Source organism: Mycobacterium sp. NGS24, assembly GCF_059813065.1.
Window position 1 is genome coordinate 69,868 of the sequence record NZ_JCALDW010000007.1, and the last position, 26,082, is coordinate 95,949.

The window sequence follows — 26,082 nt, forward strand, 5'->3', positions numbered from 1 at the left end:
CGCGCCGGTGGGTGATACGGCCGCCCGGATCAGTTGAATCGTGCCGGCCGACCCGCCTGCCAGGTCCGCAACGCGGCGTCGATCGTGTCTTGACGGCCGGACAAGGTCCCGTCGCTGATGTCGAGCCAGTGCACGCGGGGATCCCGCCGGAACCAGGACCGCTGTCGGCGCACATGTCGACGAGTGGCCAGGGATGTTCTGCGCTGGGCCTCCTGTAACGCGCTGGCATCGCCGCCCTCACGCAAGGTAGCGATGATCTGGGCGTAACCCAAGGCACGTGAGGCGGTGACACTTTTGCCCAATCCGCGCCGCAGCAGCGAAACCACCTCTTCGACCAGACCTTGGTCGAACATCTGCTTGGTGCGCAAGGCCAGCCGCTCATCCAGATTCCGGGTGTCACAGTCCAATCCGATGATGACCGTGTCCCAGCGGGGCTTACCGATGCGCGGCGCGTGGGCCGAGAACGGCTTGCCGGTCAGTTCGATCACTTCCAGCGCGCGTACCGTGCGACGCGTGTCGGCAATCGGAATCGCGGCCGCTGCGGCAGGGTCGCGGCGTTCCAACTCCAGGTGCAATTCGGCGGGTCCCACCTCGGACAACCGCTGCTCCCAGCGGGTGCGAACCGCTTGGTCGGTATCGGGAAACTTCCAATCATCAAGCAGCGCTTGGACGTACAGCATCGACCCGCCGACAAGTATCGGCAGCGCACCCCGGGCGAGGATCGCTTCGACATCGGCCTTGGCGGCCTGCTGATACCTCTCGACACTGGCGGCTTCGGTGATATCGAGGACGTCCATCTGGTGATGCGGAATGTTCCGGCGCTGGGCATACGGCAACTTCCCGGTTCCGATGTCCATGCCCCGATACAGCCGGGGTGCCTCCGCGTTCACCACCTCCACAGCACACTTGCCACCGAGTCTTTCGGCGATGTGCAGAGCGAATTCGGACTTGCCAGTCCCTGTGGGTCCGATGATCGCCATCGGCCTCATGCTCGCTCCATCCCGTCGGGACTTTCGCTCCTTCGCACCGGCATTCCAGTGGCCTTCCTGCGACGACAGCTATTCCGTGCAGCGCACACACGCCAAATGAGAAAAGGATCGGATGGGTCGTATCGCCAGGCCGTCTCGCAAAAGATCAGGTCCTCGCGCTACCGGAAATCCGGACCCCTTACCCTCTCCAAACGGGTTGCGATGTCAGATGACCCACGACTCACCGAGCAGGTGGTAGTCGTCTATTTCGTCGTCTGCGGCGACCGCGTGCACATACTTTTCGGGCTCGTCGGAATAGATCTCGACGATCGAGATCGCGGGCTCCCTGAAGCCGAAGTCGCCGTCGATGTCGGTGTGCAGTATCTGGAACGTTATTTCGATCATGCACATTTTCTCGACCCCGGCAGGGGTGTTATGCAGGAGGACCATCTGGGAGACCCGCCCGCTGGGATGTTTGGGCGGCTGACGACCGTTGGCGAACTCGTCTTCGATGTCGTAATAGCCGGGGAACCAGGTGTTGGTGTAGATGCCCATTTTGAGCAGGAGGTTCATCATGGGTATCCCGACGTATCGCGCGGCGAATTCGTAGGGCGCATGGGGCAGGCGCTTGCGGTGGGTGTAGGTATAGCGGTCGTCGGCCCAGAGAAAGTCATGGTATTCACTGCAATAGGTGAAGTATTTACTGTTCCGGAAGTCTGCCAGGCCCTTCTTGAGTGCAGCGCGCAGCTGTGCTTCCAGCTCGACGTAAAACGGGGCTTTGTTCACAAATCACCTTTCTTGACCGCACCGAACAACCCGTTGCCGGTGAGCAGTTGATCGGGATCGTATTCACGTTTGAGCTGCGCGAGCCGGGTGTAGTTGGACGCGTAGACGGCGCGCGGATCCGTGCTGCCATAGTTCTGGTAGAGCGATTTGCCCAGCATGTGACCCGACATCGCCTGCCAGCAGTCGTCGGCGTAGCTGACATGTTCCTCGGGCGGCTGCCGCTCCTCCCAGGCCGAGCAGATCAGCAGGTTGTAGGTCGCGCTGCGGTGCGGGAATGCGGTGTCGCTGGGAGCGTGGTGGTTGATCCGACCACCTACGTGTTCCACCGAGACCAGGCTGCGCGGTGAGGTGATGGTGTCCACCTGATCCAGCAGTGTTGCGGCGGCCTCAGCGGTCAGCGATCCCGCGCCCAGATATCCGGCCCGCCAGTAGTAGTGCTTGCCGTGGGGCACATGCGCATCGAGCATGCTCTGCAACTCGGAGTAGCGGATCTTGCCGATCTCGTCGCGCAGGGGTGTGCCCAGTGCGCGCACGCGTGCGACCAGCCGTGCATGGTCGGTGGCAGGCAGGTAGGACAGCAGCGACAGGACGCAGACGCGTTGATCGTCGACCTGCATGAAAGTGAGATACATGGTGACATCGTCACTGCACTGGTCAGTGAACTCGCGGTAGAAGTCGAAGACGGCCTTCGCGTCGGCGATCCCGAAAGTTATTGAGCCACCTGATACTTCGGGACCGACCTCGTGCAATCGGTAATGGAAGGAGGTGGCGATCCCGAAGTTACCGCCACCGCCGCGCAGGGCCCAGAAGAGATCGGGATGGTTCTCGCGGTCAGCGCGTAGGTATTCACCACGGGCCGTCACGACGTCGACGGCCAGGAGGTTGTCCGAGGCCAGACCGTGGCGCCGGGACAGCCAACCATAACCGCCCCCCAGCGTGAGTCCTGATATCCCGGTGTGCGACACGGTGCCCAGTGGTGTGGCCAGCCCGAATTGCTGAGTCTCGTGGTCGAATTCGCTGCCGAGCAGACCAGCCTGGGCCCAGGCGGTCTTGTCCTCGCGATGGACGACAATCCCTTTCAGAGCGGACAGGTCGATGACGATGCCGTCGTCGATCATCGCGTGTCCGGCGACGCCGTGGCCGCCCGCGCGGACGGCAACCGGCGTTGACCGAGCGTTGGCAAACCGCACCGTCTCGACGATGTCAGACACGCCGCGGCACTGGACGATCATTGCGGGATGTCTGTCGACACGGCCGTTCCACAGGCGCCGCGCCGAGGGGTAGTCGTCATCCCCCTTGACCAGAAGTCGGCCACGGAGATTGCTGCGCAACCGGTCAACACCGGTCATACTCAGGCCTGCTCTGCCGGAGGGCGCCGAACCGAATTTGTGCGTACCGCGTCAGATCGTCGATATGGTCGGGCGCGGTTTTGCCGACGGCGACGGCGCCCTCGAAGTACGCCTCCCGCAATATGTCGCAGAGGTGCAGGGTCAGCATCCGGCCGTAATCTTCGTAGGTGGCAACGCAGGTGGACAGTCGGTCCGCCCAGTTCGCCACACCGGTTGGCTCCGACAGGCAGTCCTTGACGAAGGCAATCATGTTCTTGTGGTGAGAGCTGCACAGGTTTTCCAGAACGTGTTGCTGCGGAGTGTCGATTCCAAGACATTGCGCCAGTTCTTGGCCCCACATCGTCGCTTCGGGCCAGAGCTGAAGTGCGCTCAACAGACCACACGCCTGCACATAGCTGTCGGTCTCGTTGTTCCGGAGAACCTCGGTCTGGGTGACGACAAATGCATTGGTGTACCGGACCACTTTGTAGAGAAAGGCGGTCAGCGGTTGCAGTGACTCGGGCATGGGCGCCACTGCGCCTTCGACGAACACGTCGGGCATGCCGAGCGTCTTGGCTGCCGAGCCGTGCGCAATCTCGAATTCTTTGGTGATGTCGGTCCCGGCCAGCATCGACAAGATGGTGTCACCGCCGATATGGATGGCCAGAAACCCGGTGATGTCGAGGACATTGTTTCGACAGATGACCCGCACCCGGCAACGCGGGTCCGTTGCGGTGGCGACATCCCACGGATACAGGCGGGCCGCCACGGCCGGCCGCGCGCCCGTGGCCGGCTGCACACAAAAATGGAGTCGCCGCTGTTCGCGTAGACGTCGGAACGCGTCGTCCACCAGAGCGGAATGCATGGCGATCGCCGTACGCAATGCGGTGTGAATGCGCCGCACGAACACCGCGTCGCCCAACACGTAGAGGTGCGCCGGGCCGTCGAGTAACTGAAACAACTCGCCCGCGCGCTGCTGCACGAGACCAACCAGGTTCGGATGCGATACCAAGGTCATGTCCCCGTCCACCAGAGCACGCAGCTCAGCGGGGACGTTCGCCCCTTCCAGCCATACTGCGGCGGCGCGGGCATTCTGGTGTTGTCCGAGCGCTATCCCCATGCCAAGGCAGTCGACATCGGAGAAGATGACGACGGGTGAAGGTTGTTTCGGTGGCCGGCAGAACGCACCTGGTTCGCGCTCTACGAAGCGAATCGACGCGATGTCGTCGACCACAGGAGCCCAGAAGATCGTTTCGTTGCCGCCCGGGTCCCGGCGCACAAAATTCGCCAGAAGCGTTGCGCGCGTTCCATCCCGGTGCTCGATACCGATGGCCGCGCGGTCGCCGGGCAGCCAGCCCAGATCGCGTACCGGCAACCTCCACAATCGCGAGGTGCAGCCACCGGTCTGCACCGGAAGCACATGGGCATGAGCACGCCGCGAGCCGCTGAGTCGTTCGGCCGCACTCACCCGCAAGTGGCGGTTCGCCAGTTCCCACCCCGGTGTCGAGGCATTTCCTTCGATCCCCCCGTTGCTTCTCTCCCGACCACTGAGAATCGCCTGGTAGGAATAGGCGAACACTTTCCGGTGGTGCAACTGGAAGAAATACCCGTAGCTCTCGCACAGGAAGTGGTAGGCCTCGTCGAGTTCGGGGCAGCGCCCGCGATGCGTCGCGACGTACTCGGACACGGGCATATCACCTACGGCGGCAATCAATTCCCGCCACGCGGGCGGCAGCATTGCACGTGTTCTCGTCATGATCTGTCCGAGAAACGAGGTGTACTTGGTGCGCCCGATCAGCTGGTCCATGACGTGCCAGGCGGGCGCGAACAGCCCCGAAAAGCCCTCCTCGCCTTCGGACATCGCGGCTGTCCACCGTGCGGTGGTATTTCCCCACTCGACCGCGCTGACCCGGGTGTCGGCCGAGGCCAGCACTTCCTCGACCAGCGTTTGCCAGATCCGCGCAAGTCGGACTAGTTGTCCTGCCACACCCGCATGATCTTCGGCTTGCATAGCGCGTTGAATCGCCAAGGGAGCACTGACACCGGGGAAACGGGAGCAGATTTCGATGACGGAAAACCAGAACTGGTGTTCGGTCCTCGATAAAAAGAATGGCGCGAGCAACCGGCAGCTGTCGCCTCTGACGCGTTCGGGTGTGTAGCGTTCATCCCCGCCCCACACGAAGTTGGCGACAAACAAGTCACTTTCCACGCAGGACCGATGCCGTCCCATTCGCCGCCACACTGCCTGCCAAGGCTGCATCACCTGCGCTTGCACAGGCGCCAGCACACTGTCGCCGACGGTAGGCACCAGGGTGCCCGCATGGAGACGCTGACTGCCTTCGTCCATCTCCTGCCAGCAGTATTTGAACCCGAGGGCAAGGACGCCCAGGACCATGTTCGCCCGAACCAGATACTTGTCCGGCAGCCCAGTGGGATCCAGCGCGGGCAGGCTCATCAAATTCCGGCACACCTGACCGGCGCGATACCAGGAAGGAATTTCAGCCAGGAATTCGTCCCAAACCCGCCATTGGGCAGGCAGACATCGCGGTAGCGGTTCCCGGGGCAGAAACTCGTAGTCCTGGCTGATAAATCCACGGTGGCCGTAAACATCGGTCGCGCTGTCTTTCAACAATGATTCGACAGGGGTCAAGGGCGGCACAATAACACCTCTCAGTGGAGACCAGCGGGTGTAAAAACTGCTCGATATCGGTGCTTGCCAAACGCGAGGTCAGGCACTATTTCTGCGCGTGTTGCTACCCAGTTCTGCTGCGGGACCGCATATCTCGTCTCGCTGTCGGTTGCCGGGCGAAACTCTTCATTGGGTGCCGCATTGCTCGAGTATCCAGTACTTAGTGGCGCAAAGTTCTGTCGTCCCGCGAACACTCATAGATTCTTCATATCTGACGCAGCGTTTCCTATCGCCACGCCCGCCGGACCTGCGGAGTTATTTGTTTTCTGGACAAGGGCCGAATAACCTCACTTTCCACGAATAGCAAGTTTTCGGGACACCTGTCCCCCGGAGAGAGGCAGGAAATTCGCGAAGAAATCCCGGGCCTCCTTTTCAGGGAGGGCCGAGTACGCGCAATTCGACTGTCGGCCCTCGTTGAGAGCGGTTACCGACGCCGACGCTGCAGCTGGGATCGGCCTTCCTACGGGGAATGCCGACGTGTCTCGATCTCCTTTAGAGGGAGATTCGAGCGAGGGGTGGCCCCGGCTCAGGTGCTGAATCTGAGCGGGACGGACGGAACTATAAACATGTGGTCCACATCACCGCAACCGGATCTCGTGAATTGCCTGAATGTTTCGCGATCTGGACAGCTGCGCCGACCAGGCCGGCGCACTTCACCAAAAGAGCTGGCGCCACCGTCTTTTGGGCAATGCACCAGCGTTCCAGGTGGGCCCGCCCGGCCCCAGTCCGGCCCGCGGCGCGAGCGGATGCACCTGCCATTGCTGCCGCGGGCTCGATACACCGCCGCGAAGTTCATCGGTGGCCGCTTAGAGTCCCCTGTCGGGGTCGGACCCGGAAGTCGCCCGTACGTTAGGGTCGGTTACGTGGCTGACGATGAACTGAGCCTTTCACAATCTGTCCGACACTGACGCCGGGAGAACACGCATGAGCGCCGAGCAGCCGACCATCATCTACACGCTGACCGACGAGGCGCCTCTGCTGGCGACCTACGCCTTCCTGCCGATCGTGCGTGCGTTCGCCGAGCCGGCCGGCATCACGATCAAGACCAGTGACATCTCGCTGGCGGCCCGCATCCTCGCCCAGTTCCCCGACGAACTCGACGAAGACCAGCGCGTTCCGGACAACTTGGCCGAGCTGGGCAAGCTGACCCAGCATCCCGACACCAACATCATCAAGCTGCCCAACATCAGTGCCTCGGTGCCGCAGCTGGTTAAAGCGGTCAAGGAGCTGCAGAGCAAGGGCTACAAGATTCCGGACTTCCCGCAGAACCCGAAGACCGACGAGGAAAAGGAGATCCGCGCCAAGTACGCCAACTGCCTGGGTAGCGCGGTGAACCCCGTTCTGCGGGAGGGTAATTCCGACCGTCGCGCACCCAAGGCGGTCAAGGAATACGCGCGCAAGCATCCGCACAGCATGGGCGAGTGGTCGATGGCCTCGCGCACACATGTCGCGACGATGAAGCACGGCGACTTCTACCACGGCGAGAAGTCCATGACGGTGGACCACGCATGCGACGTGAAGATGGTGCTGGAGACCAAGAGTGGCGAGACCATCGAACTCAAGCCCAAGGTGTCGCTGAAGGACGGCGACGTGATCGACAGCATGTTCATGAGCAAGAAGGCGCTGTGCGAGTTCTACGAAGAACAGATGGAGGACGCGCACAAAACAGGCGTGATGTTCTCCCTGCACGTCAAAGCGACGATGATGAAAGTCAGCCACCCGATCGTGTTCGGGCATGCGGTGCGCATCTTTTATAAGGACGCCTTCGCCAAACACCAGGAGCTGTTCGACGAACTGGGCGTCAACGTCAACAACGGACTGGTCGACCTCTACGACAAGATCGAGTCGCTGCCCGCGTCCCAGCACGACGAGATCATCCGGGATCTGCACGCCTGCCACGAACACCGGCCGGAGCTGGCGATGGTCGACTCGGCCAAGGGCATCTCCAACTTCCATTCCCCCAGCGACGTGATCGTCGACGCGTCAATGCCGGCGATGATCCGCGCCGGGGGCAAGATGTACGGCGCCGACGGGCGGCAGAAGGACACCAAAGCGGTCAACCCCGAGTCCACCTTCTCCCGCATTTACCAGGAGATCATCAACTTCTGCAAGACCAACGGACAGTTCGATCCGGTCACCATGGGCACTGTCCCCAACGTGGGGCTGATGGCTCAGCAGGCTGAGGAGTACGGCTCGCACGACAAGACGTTCGAGATTCCCGAGGACGGGGTCGCCAACATCGTCGACCTCGAAACGGGCGAGGTGCTGCTCAGCCAGAACGTCGAAGAAGGCGACATCTGGCGCATGCCGATCGTGCGGGACGAGCCGATTCGCGACTGGGTCAAGCTCGCGGTCAACCGGGCACGTAACTCCGGCATGCCGGTGCTGTTCTGGCTGGACCCCTACCGTCCGCATGAGAACGAGTTGATCAAGAAGGTCAACACCTATCTGAAGGATCACGACACCGAAGGTCTGGACATCCAGATCATGTCCCAGGTGCGATCCATGCGATACACGCTCGAGCGCCTGATCAGAGGCTTGGACACCATCGCTGCCACCGGCAACATCCTGCGCGACTACCTCACCGACCTGTTCCCGATCCTCGAGCTGGGCACCAGCGCCAAGATGCTGTCGATCGTGCCGCTGATGAAGGGCGGTGGGTTGTACGAAACCGGCGCGGGCGGCTCGGCACCCAAACACGTCCACCAGTTGACGGAGGAGAACCACCTGCGCTGGGACTCACTGGGTGAATTCCTGGCGCTGGGGGCGTGTTTCGAGGACATCGGGATCAAGACCGACAACGAGCGGGCCAAGATCCTGGGCAAGACCCTGGACGCCGCGATCGGCAAGCTGTTGGAGAACAACAAGGGCCCGTCGCGCAAGACCGGTGAACTCGACAACCGGGGCAGCCAGTTCTACCTCGCGATGTACTGGGCGCAGGAGCTCGCCGATCAGGACGACGACGAGGACCTGAAGAAGCACTTCGGCAAACTCGCGGAGGTCTTCGCCAAGAACGAGGACAAGATCGTGTCCGAGCTGAACGAAGCTCAGGGTAAAGAGGCCGACATCGGTGGCTATTACTACCCGGATGCGGAGAAGACCGCAGCGATCATGCGGCCGAGCAAGACGCTCAACGACGCGTTGTCCGACGCCCGGGAGTAACCGCCGGCCTGCCGCCCGGAGCGATGGAGTTCCGGGCGTCAGCGCGGCGGGTGCGTCTCGTCGGTCCACGTGGTGGGCAGCAGCGGCTGCGGCGGCCCGTTGCCGAATGAGTCGGCGGCCAGTTCGGTCATTCCGGCGGGCTCGATAGCCCCGGACGTATGGTGCGTGCCGGTGAAGCCGAACTCCCTACCGGCACCCCGGTCCGAAGCGGTTGCACCGAGCTCTGTCGGTTCCGGGCCAGCCGGCGTCGCTTCATCGGAATCCAGAAATTCATAGACGTATCCGCGGTCCTTGACGTCGGCCGCGCGACGGCGGCGGGCCTTGCGCCGCTGCGCTGCGGTCGAGACCGCCGTCGCGGATGCCACGGCCGCATGATCCGCAGCGGGTGCCTTTGCCGCCGTGTGGTCGGTCAGGGTCGGGCCGACGCCCTGGTCGGGGTCCATACCGCCGACCGCATAGGGCACTGCCGCCGGCGGCCCCGGCAGCGGTGCCGCGCTGGGACCACCGACACCGGTCAGACCGGTCGGGGTAGTCGCGGGTGCCGCGATACCGGTGATCGGCGCGATCGACGCCATCGGGAACGGATTGGATGCGGACTGGTGCGGCAGCGAATCGCCCGCGGCATCGGGCAGCACCGATGCGGGTTCCGGCACCGCCAGGGCGGCCAGGCCGCTGAGTCCGGCCAGCCCGACCGCGGCGGCCATCAGCAGCGGCGACGCCAGGAGCATCCCGTAGAGCGTCCACCACAGCGGCCAACCCCAGAAGTTGTAGCTGATCACAAAAATTATCGGGCCCCAGGTCGTCAGTGCCACAACCGGATTGGCGGCGAAGTCGACCAGGAACGCCTGAATCAGATTGAGTGGGTTGCGCAAGAAATCCAGGGTTTCCTGCCCAGCCGGAAAGGTCAGGATGGTGGGCGCCAACGCGTCGAGGATGTCGTTCCAGATTTGCGCCAAGGACTGCGCTTCGGCTGCGGCGATCACCGGCGGGGCCGGCGAGTCGGCCGGTATTGCCGCCACCGCGGTCTGGGTCACCGCCTGGTAGGTACTCATTGTGGTGGCGGCTTGGATCCACATTCTCGCGTAGTCCGCCTCGTTGAGTGCGATGGGAATTGTGTTGATGCCGAAGAAGTTCGTGGCCACCAACACGCCGTGCACCGCATGGTTGGCCGCCAGCTCGGCCGGTGTCGGCATGGTGGCCAGCGCCACGGTGTAGGCAGCAGCCGCGACCTCGTGCTGGGCAGCGGTGTTGGCGCTGTTGCTGCTCTGCGCGGCCAGCCAGGCCAGATACGGCGCGTGTGCGGCGAGATATCGCTCGGCGGTCGATCCCTGCCAGGACGAGCCCCCCACCACCTCCAGCAAGGTGCTCAATTCTGTTGCAGCGCCCAGATACTCGCGTGCCAGCGCGGTCCAGGCGGCAGCCGCGGCGAGTATCGCGCCGGGCCCGGGCCCGCTGAACAGCAGCACCGAGTGCACCTCGGGCGGCACAGCCGCCCATAGCGGCGCAGTCATCGCCGCGATCCGACGAGGAGTCTGCCGGCGACCGCGGAAACATAGAGCCACAGCACGAGGCTGCCGACCCATGTTGGCACGTAATCGAATTCGTCGGCCCGAGCCGAAGCGTTGACACCCAGATAGGCGCAGACCGCGAGCACCGAGATCCCCACCAGTGCCGACAGCGCGGCCCACCGGTGATCACCGGCCCCGGCAAAGTACCGGGCGAAGGCGAAACATGCCACGGTGACCGCGAGAAATCCGATCATGCCGCCGATGCCGTGGATCCTGGCGGACGTGCTCAACGCGTCGTAACCGGGGAACCCGCCGGACGTTCCCGGCGGGAAGCCGAAGGCGGGCTCCGGCGGACATAGACCGACGATGAGGCCGGCGCCCAGACCGTAACCCACCAGCCCGGCCGCGGCCACCACCCCGGAGCGCTGCGGCCACGCGGACCATCCGACACCCACTCCGAAGGCGACCAGCAGCACACCGTAGACCAATATGTCGATGGTCTGCACCCACCCCCAATCACCCAGCACCAGAAGGCTGTTGGGGTGGCGGCGGATGTCGAATCCAGGCCGCACGGCAGCCAACAGGCACGATGTCACGGTCATGCAGACGCCGGCGACCACGCCGGCCCACAACAGGGTCGCGGCCAGGCGCGGGGCGCGGACGGCCACCTCAGCCTGCAACGTCATCGCGGTACCCTCTCGGAATACTTGGTTAGCCAAACCTAACCGAACATAACATGAATGATGTTCATGTTCGACCCTGTGCAACGATATTCCGGTGGCCACCCACAATGCGTTGCGTCGGCGTCAGCCGGTGCAGGAACGGAGCAGAAAGCGCGTCGCGCGGATGCTGGCTGCCGCGCTGGAGTTGCTCGAATCCGGCGGCGAGGAAGCGGTCACCACCCGCGCGATCGCCGAGCGCGCCGGGATCCCGGTCGCCACCGTCTACCAGTTCTTCCCGAACCGGGACGCGATGTTGCAGGAGATCCTCACCGACCTGCTGGACCGCCGCGACGCCGAAGGCAGCATGGTGTTGTCCGCGTTGGCGCCGGCCAGTCTGGGGGAAGTGATCCATGCGCTGTTCGAATTTCACCGCGAGTACCTGGACACCCACCCGCAGCTGGCTAATCTGTTCTACCTCAGTCGTTCCCGGGGATTGATCGCCGACCCGCAGCAACGCCGGGCACGCTTCGCCGAAGCGCTGCACGCCGCCCTCATCGAATGGCGGCTACTGCGCGCCGACACCGACCTCCTGGTGACCACCATGGCCGTCGAACTCGGTGATCACGTCTTGGAGTTGTCGCACCGCGCCGGCCCCGGCCGGGCTCGCGCGGTGTTCGCCGAGGGCGAGCGCGCGCTGACGAAATACCTGGAGCTCTACGCAATCCCCGACGAGACACCGGCTAACTAGCTGGGCAGCGCTTGACATCGGCTACCGACTGCCGACCAGGTACCAGGTGTGCATCACGCCTTTGCCTTTGACGTCGACGTCGCCGCGCTCCTCGAACAGAAACGTGCCGTTGAGCCGCTCGTGGACATCCTGGGGCACCTGAATTCGTCCCTCGACGCCGGTGGTTTCCATCCGCGAAGCCACGTTGACCGCGTCCCCCCACACGTCATAGAAGAACTTTCGCGCCCCCACCACACCGGCCACCACCGGCCCCGCCGCCAAGCCGATGCGCAATGGCACCGCCCTGCCGCGCATGTCGGTCAGATCCGCGACCGCGGCCGCCATGTCCAGCGCCAGGCGGGCCAGCGCCTGCAGATGATCGGGTCGCGGTTCCGGTACACCGCTGACGATCATGTAGGAGTCACCACTGGTCTTGATCTTTTCCAGGCCGTGGCGATCCACGAGTCCATCCAATTGGGTGTACAGGCGGTCCAGGAAGCCGACCAGTTCGGTGGGCGCAGTGTCGCTGGCCTGCCGGGTGAAACCGGCGATGTCAGCGAACAGCACCGAGGCGTCGTCGTATTTGTCGGCGATCACCGGCCGGGACGGATCTTTGAGCCGCTGGGCGATCTGCGCCGGCAGGATGTTGGCCAGCAGCGCCTCCGACCGTTCGTATTCGGCCTCGATGGCCTGCTCGGCACGGGTGACCTCACGTACCGCATACCAGATGGTCGCGACCACCATGACCCACGAGGAGATCACGGTGATGACGAATCCGAAGGTGTAGGCCCAATCCGGTTGTACGCCGGTTCTTTCCGGCACCAAGAGTTCGGTTGCGACGGTCAGGACCGCGCCCAGCGCCGCCATCAGCACGGCCAGTCTCAGATGGTCGACGGCGAGCACCAACACGATCAACGTCGCCGCCACCAGGAAGTAGAACTGCATCCCTGATCCGGTGCCGACACGCAAGGTCACGATGAGGATCAGCAGGTAACCCACCATGAGAAAGGTCAGCGGGGCGACCAGCGTACCGAACCGGTACAGCAACGGGATCGACAGATAGAGCGCGGTGCCGATCGCGCTGACGACGCCGATCCACAACCCACCGTGACCGATGAAGATCGACAGCACACTGAAGAAGCCGCTGACCATCGCACCGATCCGGGTCGCCACGGTCAGCACCCGCTCTTGTCGGGCAATACGTTTCGACGAGGGCGCAACATCCGGCGGCGTACCGTGCTGCCGGCCCAGACCAGGCACGACCAGCGATCGCGGTCCGACCGTCATGGTGGCAGCGTAACGCCGTCGACACGGTGGAGACCTTCGATTCAGCGGGTCCACGGTGTTGCCGGTCAGCCCTGCACCACCTCGGCCGCAGCAGGATCCGAAGACTGGCGCACAATGCAATCACCGGCACTTCGTGAGGAGTTCTCATGTCCCTGTTCGATATCTCCGAACGCGCCCAGCAGTACCAGGCCGATCTGCGCGAGTTCATGGATTCCCACGTCTACCCGGCGGAGACGATCTATGACGAGCAGATGCGGGAGGCCGGTGACCCGCACTTCCACCCGCCCGTCCTGGAGGATCTCAAGTCCGAAGCGCGAAAACGGGGATTGTGGAACCTGTTTCACCCGCACCCCGAGTGGGGACCGGGGCTGACGAACCTCGAGTACGCGCCGTTGGCCGAGATCATGGGCCGCAGTCATCTGGCGTCCGAGGCGTGCAACTGCAGCGCCCCGGACACCGGGAATATGGAGGTGCTCACGCTGTTCGGCACCGACGAGCACCGGGAGCGTTACCTCAAACCGCTGCTGGACGGCAAGATCCGGTCGGCGTTCGCGATGACCGAGCCGGCGGTGGCGAGTTCGGACGCCACCAATGTCGAAATGTCGATGGTCCGCGACGGTGACGGCTATGTGCTCAACGGCCGGAAGTGGTTTGCTTCCAACGGAATGCACCGTAACTGCAAGGTGCTGATCGTGATGGGTAAGACGGATCCGGACGCCGCCCCGCACCGGCAGCAGTCGATGATGGTGATGCCGATTGACGCGCCGGGCATCACGGTGCGACGCAACTTGTCCGTCTTCGGTTACCAGGATCGTGAGGGACATGCCGAGATCGACTTCGACGATGTGCGGGTGCCGGCCACCGATGTGCTCAAGGGGGAGGGCGAGGGTTTCGCGATCAGCCAGGCCCGGCTGGGCCCCGGCCGCATCCACCACTGCATGCGGGCCATCGGCATGGCCGAGCGCGCGCTGGAGCTGATGTGCCGGCGCGCCCAGTCTCGCGTCACCTTCGGAAAACCGATCAGCGACAACGCCAATATCCGGGACTGGATCGCCGAGGCGCGTATCGACATCGAAATGATCCGTCTGCTCACGCTCAAAGCCGCGCATCTGATGGACACCGTCGGCAATAAGGAGGCGCGCACCGAGATCGCGGCCATCAAGGTTGCCGCCCCCAACATCGCGTTGAAGATCGTCGACCGCGCCATCCAGGTGCACGGCGGTGGCGGTGTCACCGACGACTTCCCACTGGCGATGGCGTGGGCGCATCTGCGCACACTGCGACTGGCCGACGGCCCGGACGAAGTGCACAAGCGGGCCATCGCAAGTCAGGAATTGCGCAAGTACCGCAACGATGTCTGAGGACATCCCGGGCGTCGACGCCGCGGCGGTGTCGCGCTGGCTGGTGACCCTGGGCATCGACGCCACCGGTCCGCTGCGCTTTCAGCGGATCGGACTCGGGCAGTCGAACCTGACCTATCGCGTCAGCGATGCCGACGGGCAGGCCTGGGTGCTGCGCCGCCCGCCGCTGGGTCACCTGCTGGCCTCGGCCCACGATGTGGTGCGCGAGGCGCGGATCATGGCGGCGCTGGCCGACACCGACGTGCCGGTCCCCCGAATACTGGGCGTGACAACCGATCCGGAGTTCACCACCGCACCGTGGGTGTTGATGGAGTTCGTCGACGGTTTGGTGGTGGACACGATGGCGGTCGCGGCGGCGCTGACACCGCAGCAGCGCCGCCAGATCGCGCTGTCCCTGCCGCGCACCCTGGCCAAGGTCCACGCCGTCGACCTCGCGGCGGTGGGCCTACAGGATCTGGCCAGCCACAAGCCGTATGCGCAGCGCCAGCTCAAGCGCTGGGCCGGACAGTGGGAGCTGTCGAAGACGCGCGACATCCCCGAACTCGACGATCTCACCGCCCGTCTCTCGGCCTGCATTCCCGAGCAACGCGAAGTCAGCCTGGTGCATGGTGATTACCATCTGCGCAACCTGATCACCTCGCCGCAGACCGGGGCCGTGATCGCGACTCTGGACTGGGAGTTGTCCACGCTGGGTGATCCGCTCGCGGACATGGGCAGCCTGCTCACCTACTGGCTGGAGCCCGGGGAAACGACCAAAAACGACTTCGAGCCGACCACACTGCCGGGTTTTCCCGATCGCGCGGAGATGACCCGGCTCTACATCGACGAGACCGGCCGCGACCCCGCCGCGGTGCAGTACTGGCACGCGCTGGGACTGTGGAAGCTGGCGATCATCGCCGAAGGCGTCATGCGCCGGGGCATCGACGAGCCGCAGAACAGGGCCGCCTCCGGAGCACCGACCACCGACCGGATCGACGCGACCGTGCGCATGGCATGTGAAATCGCCGCTGCGGCAGGGATCTTCGGGCGCTGACTACCGGCCTGAAGTCTGCGCAGCCGGACGACCGGCGTGCTGCCCGTCGCACCACTGGTCGGGAGGCACCGACTGGCGTACCTCCGCCACATGCTCCCCACACCCCTCCCACGTGGTCTTTCCACAGACCGGGCATTGCACCGCACGACACATAGAATCTCCTTGAAACGCGTTGGCGCCACCGCTACTCGATAGACTAATGCGCCCTACTGGCGCTGCTGCGTGCCGTTCAGTTAATCGACGAGGTCACGCAGCGTCTCGATCAGCTTGACCCGCTCGGCGGGCGTGCCGGCCAACGGCATCACGTTCAGCGTGGTCACCCCCGCGGCGCGATACGCGGCCACCCGTTCCTTCACGAATTCCTTTGTGCCGATCAGGTTTACGTTGCGCACCAACTCGTCGGGAACGGCTTTGGCGGCCGCGTCCTTCTCCCCGGCCAGGTAAAGCTGTTGAATCCGATCGGCTTGCGGGCCGTAGCCGTACCTGGTGGCCAGGGTGTGGTAGAAGTTCTTGCCCTTGGCCCCCATGCCGCCGATGTAGAGCGCCAGGTGCGGTTTGACGAATTCGAGCATCGGCTCGACGTTCTCACCGATCGCCAGCGCCGGTCCGGCGTACACCTCGAGTGCGCCGAGTGCCGGATCGCGCTTCGCCTGCCCGGCGGCCAGGGCCTGGCCCCACACGTCAGCCGCCTTCTCCGGCAGATAGAAGATGGGTTGCCAGCCCTCGGTCAGCTCGGCGGCCAATTCGACGTTCTTCGGGCCCAGCGCCGCGATCAGGATCGGAATGCGTTCCCGGACCGGATGATTGATCAACTTCAGCGGCTTGCCGAGTCCGGTCCCCTGTCCGGCGGGCAACGGGACGGTGTAGTGATTGCCCCGGTACTGCACGGTCTCGCGGCGCCACACCTGGCGGCATATCTCGATGATCTCGCGGGTGCGGGCAATCGGGGCGTTATAGGGCACCCCGTGAAAACCCTCGACCACCTGCGGACCGGACGCACCCAGCCCCAGGACGAACCGACCGCCGGAGACGTAGTCGAGGCCCGCCGCGGTCATTGCGGTCAGGGTGGGCGTGCGGGTGTAGAGCTGCAAAATGCCCGATGCCAGTTCCACCCGTTCGGTGCTGGCCGCCAGATAACCCAGCGCACTCACCGCATCGAACGAATACGCCTCGGGCACGAATACGATGTCCAGCCCCGCGTGTTCGAGGTCGGCCACCTCGGCAGCCACTTCCTTGAAGCCGCCGGCGTAGTTGATGCCCAGTCCGATGCGCACGATCAGCCGTTCTGGGCGCCGGCGAACTCGACGGCCTCCTGCTGGATGCGGTCGAACTGGGCGCCCATCGCCTCCGACAGCGCCTGCGCGCCGGACAGCGGCCGCACCATCACGGTGAAGTCGTCGATCAGGCCGTCCTCGTTGAAGTGCAGGAAGTCGCAGCCGGTGATCTTCTTTCCGGACACCACGGTTTCGAACACGAACGCGTGGTCCCGCCCGTTTTCGTCGTGAATTTCCCGGATGTAGCGAAAGTCCTGGAAAACCCGCAGCACACCGCGCAGGATGGCGGCGGTGATCGGTTTTCCGACATACGGCTTGAAGGCCACCGGGCTGGTGAACACCACGTCGTCGGCCAGTAACGCCTGGATGGCCGCTTCGTCGTGGTCTTCGACCGCTTTCCGGAACGGATGCATGAGAACCTCGCAATAGTCAATTTGTTGAGTAGACCCGATCGACGCTAGAGCGTCCCTGCCCCGCCTGTCTATAGGTAACTAATAACCTTGTTGAATAGGTGCTTCGTTGTACGATGCGTCGATGTCGCTGCGTGACGCCGTGCTGACGGCACTTCTCGACGGTGAGTCCTCCGGCTACGACCTGGCCAAGGAGTTCGACGCGTCGGTGGCCAACTTCTGGATGGCCACCCCGCAACAGTTGTATCGCGAACTCGAGCGACTGGCCGAGCAGGGTCTGATCCAGGCGCGCGTCGTGCACCAGGAACGGCGACCGAACAAGCGGATGTACTCACTGACCGACGCGGGCCACGAGTCGATTCGGCACTTCACCGCACGGGCGCCCAAGCCGGCGGCGATCCGCGACGAATTGATGATCAAGGTGGCGGCCGCCGATGCCGGCGACACATCAGCCGTCCGTGCCGCGATCGCCGAACGGCGGGATTGGGCGACGGCCAAACTCGAACGCTACGAACGGCTGCGCGCCCGCCTGCTGGCGGGACGCACCGAGGAGGAGTACGTCGCCCACGCCGAACGGGTGGGCCCCTATCTGACTCTGCTACGCGGAATTTCGTTCGAGGAAGAGAATATTCGCTGGGCCGATCATGCGCTGACCGTCATCGGCCGTCGTCTTCCGGCGCGCGCATGAACCGCGGTCCCCGGGTGGTGATCATCGGAGCTGGGCTCGCCGGAATCACTGCGCTGCACACCTTTACCCAACGCGGGTTCTCCGATGTCACGGTGTTCGAGAAGGGCGGTGCCGTCGGCGGTGTGTGGCACTGGAACCGGTATCCCGGTCTCACCTGTGACGTGCCCTCCCAGCTCTACCAATTCGGGTTCGCGCCGAAATCCGACTGGTCGCACATCTGGGCCGACGGGGCTGAGATACAGCGTTATCACGATGACGTGGTGGCCTCACTCGGCCTCGGCGAGCATATCCGGTTGAACACCGAAGTCGTTGCGGCACAGTGGGATGAAGAAACCTCCAGCTGGACGTTACGCACCGCCGCCGACGAGCAGATCGTCGCCGACGTCGTGGTGTGCGCCACCGGCGTGCTGCATCATCCGGCCGTACCCGACATCACCGGACTCGACGAGTTCCGCGGGCCTGTGGTGCACACTGCCCGCTGGGACGACGCCGTCGACACGCACGCCAAGAACATCGCGGTCATCGGCACCGGCTCGACGGGCGTGCAGATCATCTCCGCGCTGCAACCCGCTGCGACCGCGATCACGCATTATGTGCGCTCCCCGCAGTGGATACTGTGGGCGCCGATGTCGTTGCGGCAGAGCGCGGTTGTCACCGCGACGTTGCAGCGCTCTCCGCGCGTCCAGCACGGGTTGTACCGAATGATGTTGTGGGCGTCCGGGATTCTCGCCGACATCACCACCCGCCCGTCCTGGCGCCGGCGCGCGGTGCAGAACTATGCGCGCCTGTGCCTGCGCCTGCAGGTCCGCGACACCGCGCTACGGGTCAAGCTCACCCCGGACTACCAGCCGTTGTGCAAACGCCAGGTGGTGTCCGGAACCTATTACCGCGCAATCCAAGCCGACAATGCCGAGTTGGTGACCGACGGCATCGACGAGGTGACGCCCACCGGGATACGGACCGCCGACGGCCGGCACCGGCCGGCCGACGTGATCGTGCTGGCCACCGGCTTCCATTCGCACAACTACATGCGGCCGATGGAGATCACCGGCCGCGACGGCCTGACCATCGACAAAGCGTGGGCCGGCGGACCGCGGGCCTACCGGATGACCGCTATCCCGGGTTTTCCCAACCTGTTCACAGTGCTGGGGCCCAACTCTCCGACGGGGTCCATCTCCCTGCAGTATTCCGCCGAGCGGACCGCCCGCTACATCGCGCACTTCCTGGAGATGCTGCGTACCGGCGCGGCGACCTCGATCGAGGTCACCCAGGACGCGACCGACGAGTTCAACGCCGATGTGGCAGCGGCCATGGCGCCGACCGTCTGGAACACCGGCTGCAACTCGTGGTACCGCACCGACGACAACACGATCGATCTGTGGCCGTACGACCGGGCGACCCTGACGTCGATGCTGGCCGCCCCGGAACCGGCGCACTTCGACATCCGTTAAGGCACGGCCCCGGTCAGGTAGTGCGCAAGTACCGGCCGGAGCCATTCGGTGAGGGTCGCGTCGTCCATCTCCACCAGCGCTGGGATACGCAGCACGTAGCGGGCCGTTGCCAGACCGAGCACCTGCGATCCCACCAGTGCGGCACGCTCGGCGGCACGGTCGGGAACGGCTGCGGCCAGGGCCGGGGCGACCCGGTCGACGAACACCTCGAGCAACGCTTCGGCGGCCGCCTGGTTCGTCGCGGCCGCGCGCAGCAACGGCAGGAACGGCCCCTGTGATCCCCAGATCGCGACGAACATCGGCAACAGCACGTCGGCGAGTTGGTCAGCGGCCACTCCGGACAGGTCGGGGAAATCGATATCCAGGCGGGACGCCGCGGCGAACAGTTCGGCTTTGCTGCCGAAGTAGTGCATGACCAGCGCCGGATCGACGCCGACGGCCGATGCCACCGAGCGGATGGTGGTGCGTTCAAAGCCATGGTTGCCGAACTGTGATCGCGCGGTCGCCAGGATCGCGGCTCGGGTGGCTTCCCCATCGCGTGTCTTCCGCGGCATGGTCGACAGTGTATTTCAACAACTGTTGACAGTGCTACCGGCTCGGACTACCGTCCATTTCAACGGTTGTTGAAATCTGCGAGGAAGGTTGTCGCCATGACCATCACCGCCATCCAGATCGGTCTCGACCCCGACGTGATCGACTACTCGTCGCCGGAGTTCGCCCGGTTTCCGGGGCTCAGCAGAAGAACGCTGCGGGCGGCCAACGACGACAATGTCGCGGCACTGCGGGCGGCCGGCTACCGCGTCGACAACTGCCTGATCGACTTCGGCGACGCCGGCCTGCAACAGGCCCGAAAATGGCTGGAAGCCAACCGATATGACGCCGTGCTGATCGGGGCGGGCGTGCGGCTGGTCGCGAGCAACACCCTGCTGTTCGAGGCGATCGTCAACGTCGCACACACCACCCAGCCCGGCTGCCGATTCGTCTTCAATCACGCAGCGACGTCGTCCCCGGACGACATTCGTCGCTGGTTCCCGCATCCGGGGGCGGTGCGGGCATGAACACCCACGACTGCGACGTTCTGATCGTCGGCGCCGGTCCCACCGGACTCACCGCCGCGGGTGACCTGGCCCGGGCGGGTCACTCGGTGTGCGTGCTGGAACGCCGGCCATCGGTGAACCCGTCCAGCCGGGCGTTCGCCACCATGGCGCGCACCCTCGAGGTCCTCGACGCGCGCGGACTCGCCGAGGACCTGCTCAGCCGGGCACACCGGGCGCCGGGCGTCACGATCTTGCGCGGCGCACGCATCGACCTCACTCACCTCGATTCGCCCTATCGCTTCGTGATGGTGACGCCGCAGACCAACGTCGATGCGGCGCTGCATGATTACGCTGTCGCACAGGGGGCCGACGTCCGGCGCGGCGTCGAAGTCGTCGGCCTGCAGCAGGATGATGCCGGCGTCACTGTGCAGACCGCAGACGGCGACCGGTGGCATGCCCGTTACCTGATCGGCGCCGACGGAGCGCACAGCGCGGTCCGCACGCTGATCGGCGCGGATTTCCCGGGCGAGACGATCTTGTCCTCGGTCGTGCTCGCCGATGTCAAACTGGCGCAGGCGCCCACCGGCGACGGCCTGCGGGTCGGCAGTACCCGAAACAGGTTCGCATTCCTGGCCCCCTACCAGCGGCGCGACGGTGACGGCTCGTGGTACCGCGCCATGACCTGGGACCGCGGTTACCAGGTGTCCGATCACGTGCCGGTGACCGACGACGAGATCGTCAACGTGCTCGACACCGCCATGGGCGCCGAATTGACCGTGCAGGAAGTGCGCTGGAAGTCCCGGTTCCACTGCGAGGAAAGGCAAGTCACCAGGTATCGGCACGGGCGCGTGTTCCTGGCCGGCGACGCCGCCCACGTGCACTCGCCGATGGGCGGCCAAGGCATGAACACCGGGATCCAGGACGCAGCGAACCTGGCTTGGAAGATCGGCGCGGTGCTCGCCGGTGCCGACGACGCGGTGCTCGACACCTACCACGACGAGCGCCACCCGATAGCCAAGCGGGTGCTGTTCCAGTCCGGGCTGTTGGCCCGCGGCGTGACACTGCACCCCCGGGTGGCCCGGGGTTTGCGAAACATATTGGTACCCAACCTGCTTCGCGTCCCGCGGGTACGCGATGCGATCGCCGGCAGCTTCGCCGGGACGACGTTGCGGTATGCGCGGCACCGCGGTGAGCATCCGTTGGTGGGTACCCGTGCGACACAGGTGCCGTTGACGGCGGGCCGGCTGACCGAACTGCACCGCAGGTCACCCGGCTTCGTGCTGATTCGGGAGCCCGATGCCGCCCCGGCCACTGCGGTCGCTCTGCAGCAGGCGCAACGCACCGACGCCGGCCCGGCGGTCCTGGTGCGGCCGGACGGCTACGTCGCCTGGGCCGGGGACTCCGCGGACCGGGCGGGGTGGGTTGCCACCCTTACCCGATGGGTTGGACCTCGAGCGACATCGCTGCCGGCTACCGCGTGAGTCAGGTCTGGAGGGGATACCGGGGATCCGGGGCGTTTGCCGGCATTGCTGACCGGCCGCTGCGGCGCACGGGTTCGCCGGCGCCCGGCATGATGGCCGGGTGACCACCGAGATCCGCGTGCTCGACGACGAGGGTGACCTGCTGGCGGCGTCGAACGTGTTCCGCGCCGCCATGGTCGGGTTCCCACCGCTGAACCTGGCGCCCGGCCGGATCACCAGAATGCTCGAGCCGGGCCGGACCATCGGGGCATTCGTCGACAACCGGCTGGTCGGCACCGCCGACGCCGTCACCAGCCGGCTGACCCTGCCCGGTGGCGCGCTCGTCGGACACGCAGCGGTTACCCACATCGGGGTGCTGCCGTCCTTCACCCGGCGTGGGGTGGCGACTGAGCTGGTGCGCCATCAGCTGCAGGACATCGCCGCTCGCGGCGAGGTGGTGGCGACGCTGCGTGCTTCGGAGGCGACGATTTATGGCCGGTACGGGTACGGGGTGGCGAGTTCGGTGCAGAGCGTGGAGGTGCACACGGCGCGGGCGGCACTGCGGCCGGGCGTCCCGTCCGGCGGGCCGGTGCGGTTGCTCGACCCGGCCGACGCGTGGGAGCTGCTGCCGTTCGTCTACTCCGAGCATCGGCCGGCGCGTCCGGGCAGCATCGACCGCCCCCCGGTGTGGTGGGAAAGTTTGCGGTCGCGCAGTGAATCGGCGCCGGGCGCTTCGTATGTGGCGGTGCACGGCGACCCCGGATCCGAGTCCGGGTTCGCCCGCTACCGCCCGATCGACACCGACCGGTGGTTCGTCAGCGATCAGCGCACCATCGTGGTGGAGGACTTCTTCGCGCCCACCCCCGATGCCTACCTGGGACTGCTGCGCTTCCTGTTCGGACTGGACCTGGTCGATCGGGTGATCTTCTGGATGTTGCCCGTCGACGATCCGCTGCCCTTGCTGCTGCAGGATCGGCGCGCGGCGAAGATCACCGCTCGCTACGACGAAACCTGGTTGCGGATCATCGACGTTCGGCAGGCGCTCACCGCCCGAAGCTACGCCGGTGCCGAATCGGTCAGCATCTCGGTGAAAGACCCTCTGTTGACGGACAATTCGGGTGTTTTTCGGATCAGCGGCGATGGTGCTGCGCCGGTCGAGGAGAGTGCGCAGTTACACGTTGACGCGGAGGGCCTGGCCACCGTCCTGCTGGGCGGTGCGACATGGCACAGCCTGGCCCTCGCCGGACTGGCCCGCGCCGACGATCCCGCGGCGCTCGCCGCCGCCGATCAGCTCTTCAGCGTGCCCGAAGCCCCTTACGCCGGCTTCTACTTCTAGCGATGATCGTCGTCGTCGGCGCCGGCATCTGCGGGCTGGCAGCTGCGCACGAACTATCGCGCCGTGGCGAACGGGTGATCGTGGTGGAGCGGGGCGAGCCGTTCGCCGAGCAATCGGTGGGACTGGCCCGGATATTCCGCATCGCGCACCGACGACCGCAGTTGTGCCGGCTGGCGCTGCACGCCCGGAAGGGTTGGCAGCGCTGGGAATCCGAGTTCGGTGCCGGGCGACTACTGGGCACCGAGGGGTTCATCGCCGCAGGCGCGGACGCTGAGGTTGCCGCGGCAATGTCGCACGCGGGTGCTGCATTCTCCCGGTTGGATCCCGACGAGATCGCGGCCCTCCTGCCATTCGCTGACGTGCCTTGGGAGACAGCGGTTCTCGATCCGCTCGGTGGCAGCCTGCGGATTCGCCGCGCATTGTCCGCCCTGGCGAAGCGCGTGAATATTCAGCGCGCGCGGGTTATTTCGGTCAACGACGACGGTTCGGTCCACTTGGCCGACGGCGCCGTGCTACCCGCCGACCGGGTGCTGATCTGCGCAGGGGTGCAGACCCAGGCGCTGTTCGGCCCGCTCGGAATCGAGTTCGGCCCGCACACCCGGTTCACCTACCAGGGTGCTGACGCCCACGGCGCCGCCTGTCTGTCTTCCCCCGAAGGTTACGGATTGCCGATCGGCAGCACCGGCCGCTGGGCCTTCGGGCAGGACGTGCCGGACCCGGCGACGGTACGCGCGTTGTTCCCGTCGTTGGCAGCGGTCAGTCGGGTCGATTGTGTGACTGCGCGCGCAGCCTGGCTCGACGAGGGCGGGGACGGCTGGCAGGTGGCCCGGCGCGGCAACGTGATCGGGTTCGTCGGCAGCAACCTGATGAAATTCGGCCCGCTGCTCGGCGAACTGCTCGCCGACGCCGTGCTCAGCGAACATCTTCCCGCTGCGCTGGTCCTCGAGTAGGCGCGACGGGGCCGACCAGGCAGTTTGGCGGCGATCGGGGTGAGTGAGTACTCTCTCACCTATGGTCGCCTCGGGACGCGATCGGCTGTTGGCCGAAGCGTTGAAGCTGTTCGCCGCCAAGGGTTACGCGGCGACCTCGGTGGCCGATATTCAGCGGGCGTCCGGTCTGGCGCCGGGATCGGGCGCGCTCTACAAGCACTTCGGTTCCAAACGCGAGCTGTTGGAGGCCGCTGTCGCGCACCGCATCGACAGCATTGTCGCCGCCCGCGAACAGTACGACGCCAAAGAGCCGCACAGCGTCGAACATGCGGTACGCACCGCGGGGCAGTTGATCTGGAGCAGCTTCAAGCAGAGCGAGGACCTGCTGCAGGTCATGCTGCGCGAGCCCGACGAGCTCGGCGACCTGGACGAGAAGACCTGGCAGGTCATCACCGACAACGCCTATCAGCGCTTCGCCGACGAGCTCGCCGCGTCCAACCGTAGCGGTCGCACGCAGATCCCCGACCCGGATGCCGCGGCGGCGGTGGCGATCGGCTCGTTGTCCTACGCCGCGACGCTGCAGGCTCTCACCGGTCGGCTGCCCGGCAACATCGACGAAGAGCGTTACTTCGAGGCGTGGGTGAACCAGACACGCGCCGTGCTAGCCCAGTACCGAACCCCAAAAAATTAGTAATAACAACATATTTCAGGAGTGGATCCGTGACATTTTCCATGCAGCTCAGCGACGACGTGATCGAGGTGCGCGACTGGGTGCACAAGTTCGCCGCCGACGTCATCCGGCCGGCCGCGGCCGAATGGGACGAACGCGAGGAAACCCCGTGGCCGGTGATCCAGGAAGCCGCCAAGGTCGGCCTGTACTCCCCTGACTTCTTCGCCCAGCAGGCGGCCGAAGAGACCGGCCTGGGCATGTTGACGGCCTTCGAGGAGATGTTCTGGGGCGACGCCGGCATCGCGCTGTCCATCATGGGCACCGGTCTGGCCGCAGCGGCGTTGGCGGGCAACGGAACTCCCGAACAGCTGGGTCAATGGCTACCGGCGATGTTCGGTACCGCCGAGGAACCCAAACTGGGCGCGTTCTGCTCGTCCGAACCCGACGCGGGATCCGACGTCGGTGGCATCCGGACCCGGGCACGCTACGACGAGGCGGCCGGTGAGTGGGTGCTCAACGGCACCAAGACCTGGGCCACCAACGGCGGAATCGCCAACGTGCACATTGTGGTGGCGTCGGTCTATCCCGAGCTGGGCACCCGCGGCCAGGCCAGCTTCATCATCGGACCGGACACCAAAGGTCTCTCGCAGGGTCAGAAGTTCAAGAAGCACGGCATCCGCGCGTCCCACACCGCCGAGGTGGTGCTGGACAACGTCCGGTTGCCCGAGGACGCGATCCTCGGCGGTCGGGAGAAGTTCGAGGCGCGCGTCGCCCGGGTCAAGTCCGGGGCTTCCGCGCGTGGCCAGGCGGCGATGAAGACGTTCGAACGTACCCGGCCGACCGTCGGGGCGATGGCGGTCGGCGTGGCCCGGGCCGCTTACGAGTACGCGCTCGACTACGCCTGCCAGCGTGAACAATTCGGCCGCAAGATCGGCGAGTTCCAGGCCGTGGCGTTCAAGCTGGCCGACATGAAGAGCCGGATCGACGCGGCGCGGCTGCTGGTGTGGCGGGCCGGCTGGATGGCGCGCAACAACCAGAACTTCGAAGCGGCGGAGGGTTCGATGGCCAAGCTGGTGGCGAGCGAAACCGCCGTCTACGTCACCGACGAAGCCATCCAGATCCTCGGTGGTAACGGTTACACCCGCGATTACCCCGTGGAGCGGATGCACCGAGACGCCAAGATCTTCACCATCTTCGAGGGCACCAGCGAGATCCAACGGCTGGTGATCTCGCGCGCCCTGACCGGACTGGCCATCCGCTGACGCCGGGCCGACACGGCGTGCGTGAGCGGCTCGCAGCTTCAGCTTCGGTGGCGC

Annotated in this window: 23 protein-coding genes; 12 read left to right on the plus strand and 11 right to left on the minus strand. The window is 65.2% G+C overall.

Annotation, left to right across the window (positions count from 1 at the left end; all coding sequences use genetic code 11):
• Positions 1-29: 29 nt before the first annotated feature.
• The 4 genes from miaA to AC5Y6Y_RS11870 form a co-directional block, all read right to left on the minus strand.
• Entirely contained in the window at positions 30-989 is a 960-nt protein-coding gene (gene miaA, locus AC5Y6Y_RS11855) for a tRNA (adenosine(37)-N6)-dimethylallyltransferase MiaA (RefSeq protein ID WP_473138788.1), read from the minus strand.
• Between the two features lie 204 nt (positions 990-1,193).
• Positions 1,194-1,754, minus strand: coding sequence for a hypothetical protein (locus tag AC5Y6Y_RS11860; protein WP_463826411.1), 561 nt, complete (start codon positions 1,752-1,754; stop codon positions 1,194-1,196).
• A complete protein-coding gene (locus tag AC5Y6Y_RS11865; protein ID WP_473138787.1) occupies positions 1,751-3,103 on the minus strand; it encodes an FAD-binding oxidoreductase in 1,353 nt (450 codons plus the stop codon). The genes AC5Y6Y_RS11860 and AC5Y6Y_RS11865 overlap by 4 nt, the downstream gene beginning before the upstream one ends.
• Positions 3,090-5,732 carry a cytochrome b5 domain-containing protein gene (locus AC5Y6Y_RS11870; RefSeq protein ID WP_473138786.1) on the minus strand — a complete coding sequence of 881 codons (2,643 nt, stop codon included), beginning with the start codon at positions 5,730-5,732 and terminating at the stop codon, positions 3,090-3,092. The genes AC5Y6Y_RS11865 and AC5Y6Y_RS11870 overlap by 14 nt, the downstream gene beginning before the upstream one ends.
• A gap of 963 nt (positions 5,733-6,695) precedes the next feature.
• On the opposite strand from AC5Y6Y_RS11870, the gene AC5Y6Y_RS11875 reads away from it, so the two are divergent.
• The gene (locus tag AC5Y6Y_RS11875; protein ID WP_473138785.1) at positions 6,696-8,933 is read left to right on the plus strand and encodes an NADP-dependent isocitrate dehydrogenase; all 2,238 of its coding nucleotides are present in this window, start codon (positions 6,696-6,698) and stop codon (positions 8,931-8,933) included.
• A 38-nt stretch (positions 8,934-8,971) separates the two neighbouring features.
• Here the strand turns inward: AC5Y6Y_RS11875 and AC5Y6Y_RS11880 are convergent, their stop codons facing one another.
• Entirely contained in the window at positions 8,972-10,444 is a 1,473-nt protein-coding gene (locus tag AC5Y6Y_RS11880) for a PPE family protein (protein ID WP_473138784.1), read from the minus strand.
• Positions 10,441-11,127, minus strand: coding sequence for a DUF998 domain-containing protein (locus tag AC5Y6Y_RS11885; protein ID WP_473138783.1), 687 nt, complete (start codon positions 11,125-11,127; stop codon positions 10,441-10,443). Before AC5Y6Y_RS11885 ends, AC5Y6Y_RS11880 begins: the two co-directional genes overlap by 4 nt.
• A 91-nt stretch (positions 11,128-11,218) precedes the next feature.
• On the opposite strand from AC5Y6Y_RS11885, the gene AC5Y6Y_RS11890 reads away from it, so the two are divergent.
• Entirely contained in the window at positions 11,219-11,851 is a 633-nt protein-coding gene (locus tag AC5Y6Y_RS11890; RefSeq protein WP_473138782.1) for a TetR/AcrR family transcriptional regulator, read from the plus strand.
• A gap of 21 nt (positions 11,852-11,872) precedes the next feature.
• On the opposite strand, the gene AC5Y6Y_RS11895 is transcribed toward AC5Y6Y_RS11890, so the two are convergent.
• Complete coding sequence (locus AC5Y6Y_RS11895; protein WP_473138781.1) at positions 11,873-13,117, minus strand: adenylate/guanylate cyclase domain-containing protein; 1,245 nt, start codon at positions 13,115-13,117, stop codon at positions 11,873-11,875.
• Positions 13,118-13,263: 146 nt separating this feature from the next.
• Between AC5Y6Y_RS11895 and AC5Y6Y_RS11900 the strand changes: the two genes are divergently transcribed.
• Together AC5Y6Y_RS11900 and AC5Y6Y_RS11905 are read left to right on the plus strand one after the other, a co-directional pair.
• Positions 13,264-14,478, plus strand: a complete 1,215-nt coding sequence (locus tag AC5Y6Y_RS11900; protein ID WP_473138780.1) for an acyl-CoA dehydrogenase family protein — start codon at positions 13,264-13,266, stop codon at positions 14,476-14,478.
• Positions 14,471-15,511, plus strand: coding sequence for a phosphotransferase family protein (locus AC5Y6Y_RS11905; protein WP_473138779.1), 1,041 nt, complete (start codon positions 14,471-14,473; stop codon positions 15,509-15,511). The genes AC5Y6Y_RS11900 and AC5Y6Y_RS11905 overlap by 8 nt, the downstream gene beginning before the upstream one ends.
• Here AC5Y6Y_RS11905 and AC5Y6Y_RS11910 read toward each other — a convergent pair whose 3' ends face one another.
• From AC5Y6Y_RS11910 to AC5Y6Y_RS11920, 3 genes are all read right to left on the minus strand, one after another.
• A complete protein-coding gene (locus AC5Y6Y_RS11910; RefSeq protein ID WP_499918733.1) occupies positions 15,512-15,664 on the minus strand; it encodes a DUF8730 family Cys-rich protein in 153 nt (50 codons plus the stop codon).
• 80 nt (positions 15,665-15,744) lie between these two features.
• Positions 15,745-16,785, minus strand: coding sequence for an LLM class F420-dependent oxidoreductase (locus AC5Y6Y_RS11915; RefSeq protein ID WP_473138778.1), 1,041 nt, complete (start codon positions 16,783-16,785; stop codon positions 15,745-15,747).
• Positions 16,786-16,787: 2 nt separating this feature from the next.
• Positions 16,788-17,198 carry a nuclear transport factor 2 family protein gene (locus AC5Y6Y_RS11920; RefSeq protein WP_463826400.1) on the minus strand — a complete coding sequence of 137 codons (411 nt, stop codon included), beginning with the start codon at positions 17,196-17,198 and terminating at the stop codon, positions 16,788-16,790.
• Between the two features lie 121 nt (positions 17,199-17,319).
• On the opposite strand from AC5Y6Y_RS11920, the gene AC5Y6Y_RS11925 reads away from it, so the two are divergent.
• A complete protein-coding gene (locus tag AC5Y6Y_RS11925) occupies positions 17,320-17,883 on the plus strand; it encodes a PadR family transcriptional regulator (RefSeq protein ID WP_463826399.1) in 564 nt (187 codons plus the stop codon).
• Positions 17,880-19,334 carry a flavin-containing monooxygenase gene (locus tag AC5Y6Y_RS11930; RefSeq protein WP_473138777.1) on the plus strand — a complete coding sequence of 485 codons (1,455 nt, stop codon included), beginning with the start codon at positions 17,880-17,882 and terminating at the stop codon, positions 19,332-19,334. The genes AC5Y6Y_RS11925 and AC5Y6Y_RS11930 overlap by 4 nt, the downstream gene beginning before the upstream one ends.
• Here the strand turns inward: AC5Y6Y_RS11930 and AC5Y6Y_RS11935 are convergent.
• On the minus strand, positions 19,331-19,888 hold the full coding sequence (locus tag AC5Y6Y_RS11935; RefSeq protein ID WP_463826397.1) for a TetR/AcrR family transcriptional regulator: 558 nt from the start codon (positions 19,886-19,888) through the stop codon (positions 19,331-19,333). The two genes, AC5Y6Y_RS11930 and AC5Y6Y_RS11935, sit on opposite strands and share 4 nt — an antisense overlap.
• Positions 19,889-19,984: 96 nt before the next feature.
• Here AC5Y6Y_RS11935 and AC5Y6Y_RS11940 point away from each other — a divergent pair, with 96 nt between their 5' ends.
• The 6 genes from AC5Y6Y_RS11940 (at position 19,985) to AC5Y6Y_RS11965 (ending at position 26,028) form a co-directional block, all read left to right on the plus strand.
• Positions 19,985-20,392, plus strand: coding sequence for a hypothetical protein (locus AC5Y6Y_RS11940; protein WP_473138776.1), 408 nt, complete (start codon positions 19,985-19,987; stop codon positions 20,390-20,392).
• Entirely contained in the window at positions 20,389-21,852 is a 1,464-nt protein-coding gene (locus AC5Y6Y_RS11945) for an FAD-dependent oxidoreductase (protein WP_473138775.1), read from the plus strand. The genes AC5Y6Y_RS11940 and AC5Y6Y_RS11945 overlap by 4 nt, the downstream gene beginning before the upstream one ends.
• A 100-nt stretch (positions 21,853-21,952) precedes the next feature.
• A complete protein-coding gene (locus AC5Y6Y_RS11950) occupies positions 21,953-23,167 on the plus strand; it encodes a GNAT family N-acetyltransferase (protein ID WP_473138774.1) in 1,215 nt (404 codons plus the stop codon).
• Positions 23,168-23,169: 2 nt separating this feature from the next.
• On the plus strand, positions 23,170-24,117 hold the full coding sequence (locus tag AC5Y6Y_RS11955) for an NAD(P)/FAD-dependent oxidoreductase (RefSeq protein WP_463826393.1): 948 nt from the start codon (positions 23,170-23,172) through the stop codon (positions 24,115-24,117).
• A gap of 61 nt (positions 24,118-24,178) precedes the next feature.
• A complete protein-coding gene (locus tag AC5Y6Y_RS11960) occupies positions 24,179-24,787 on the plus strand; it encodes a TetR/AcrR family transcriptional regulator (protein WP_473138773.1) in 609 nt (202 codons plus the stop codon).
• 29 nt (positions 24,788-24,816) lie between these two features.
• Positions 24,817-26,028 carry an acyl-CoA dehydrogenase family protein gene (locus AC5Y6Y_RS11965; protein ID WP_463826391.1) on the plus strand — a complete coding sequence of 404 codons (1,212 nt, stop codon included), beginning with the start codon at positions 24,817-24,819 and terminating at the stop codon, positions 26,026-26,028.
• Positions 26,029-26,082 lie beyond the last annotated feature (54 nt).

Bases quoted from the DNA above. Each gene is read 5' to 3' on its own strand.
- AC5Y6Y_RS11895 (WP_473138781.1), bottom strand. From the start codon at position 13,117: ATGACGGTCGGACCGCGATCGCTGGTCGTGCCTGGTCTGGGCCGGCAG.
- AC5Y6Y_RS11875 (WP_473138785.1), top strand. From the start codon at position 6,696: ATGAGCGCCGAGCAGCCGACCATCATCTACACGCTGACCGACGAGGCG.
- AC5Y6Y_RS11935 (WP_463826397.1), bottom strand. From the start codon at position 19,888: ATGCCGCGGAAGACACGCGATGGGGAAGCCACCCGAGCCGCGATCCTG.
- AC5Y6Y_RS11900 (WP_473138780.1), top strand. From the start codon at position 13,264: ATGTCCCTGTTCGATATCTCCGAACGCGCCCAGCAGTACCAGGCCGAT.
- AC5Y6Y_RS11905 (WP_473138779.1), top strand. From the start codon at position 14,471: ATGTCTGAGGACATCCCGGGCGTCGACGCCGCGGCGGTGTCGCGCTGG.
- AC5Y6Y_RS11945 (WP_473138775.1), top strand. From the start codon at position 20,389: ATGAACACCCACGACTGCGACGTTCTGATCGTCGGCGCCGGTCCCACC.
- AC5Y6Y_RS11940 (WP_473138776.1), top strand. From the start codon at position 19,985: ATGACCATCACCGCCATCCAGATCGGTCTCGACCCCGACGTGATCGAC.
- AC5Y6Y_RS11955 (WP_463826393.1), top strand. From the start codon at position 23,170: ATGATCGTCGTCGTCGGCGCCGGCATCTGCGGGCTGGCAGCTGCGCAC.
- AC5Y6Y_RS11910 (WP_499918733.1), bottom strand. From the start codon at position 15,664: ATGTGTCGTGCGGTGCAATGCCCGGTCTGTGGAAAGACCACGTGGGAG.
- miaA (WP_473138788.1), bottom strand. From the start codon at position 989: ATGAGGCCGATGGCGATCATCGGACCCACAGGGACTGGCAAGTCCGAA.
- AC5Y6Y_RS11865 (WP_473138787.1), bottom strand. From the start codon at position 3,103: ATGACCGGTGTTGACCGGTTGCGCAGCAATCTCCGTGGCCGACTTCTG.
- AC5Y6Y_RS11885 (WP_473138783.1), bottom strand. From the start codon at position 11,127: ATGACGTTGCAGGCTGAGGTGGCCGTCCGCGCCCCGCGCCTGGCCGCG.
- AC5Y6Y_RS11925 (WP_463826399.1), top strand. From the start codon at position 17,320: ATGTCGCTGCGTGACGCCGTGCTGACGGCACTTCTCGACGGTGAGTCC.
- AC5Y6Y_RS11930 (WP_473138777.1), top strand. From the start codon at position 17,880: ATGAACCGCGGTCCCCGGGTGGTGATCATCGGAGCTGGGCTCGCCGGA.
- AC5Y6Y_RS11920 (WP_463826400.1), bottom strand. From the start codon at position 17,198: ATGCATCCGTTCCGGAAAGCGGTCGAAGACCACGACGAAGCGGCCATC.
- AC5Y6Y_RS11880 (WP_473138784.1), bottom strand. From the start codon at position 10,444: ATGACTGCGCCGCTATGGGCGGCTGTGCCGCCCGAGGTGCACTCGGTG.
- AC5Y6Y_RS11960 (WP_473138773.1), top strand. From the start codon at position 24,179: ATGGTCGCCTCGGGACGCGATCGGCTGTTGGCCGAAGCGTTGAAGCTG.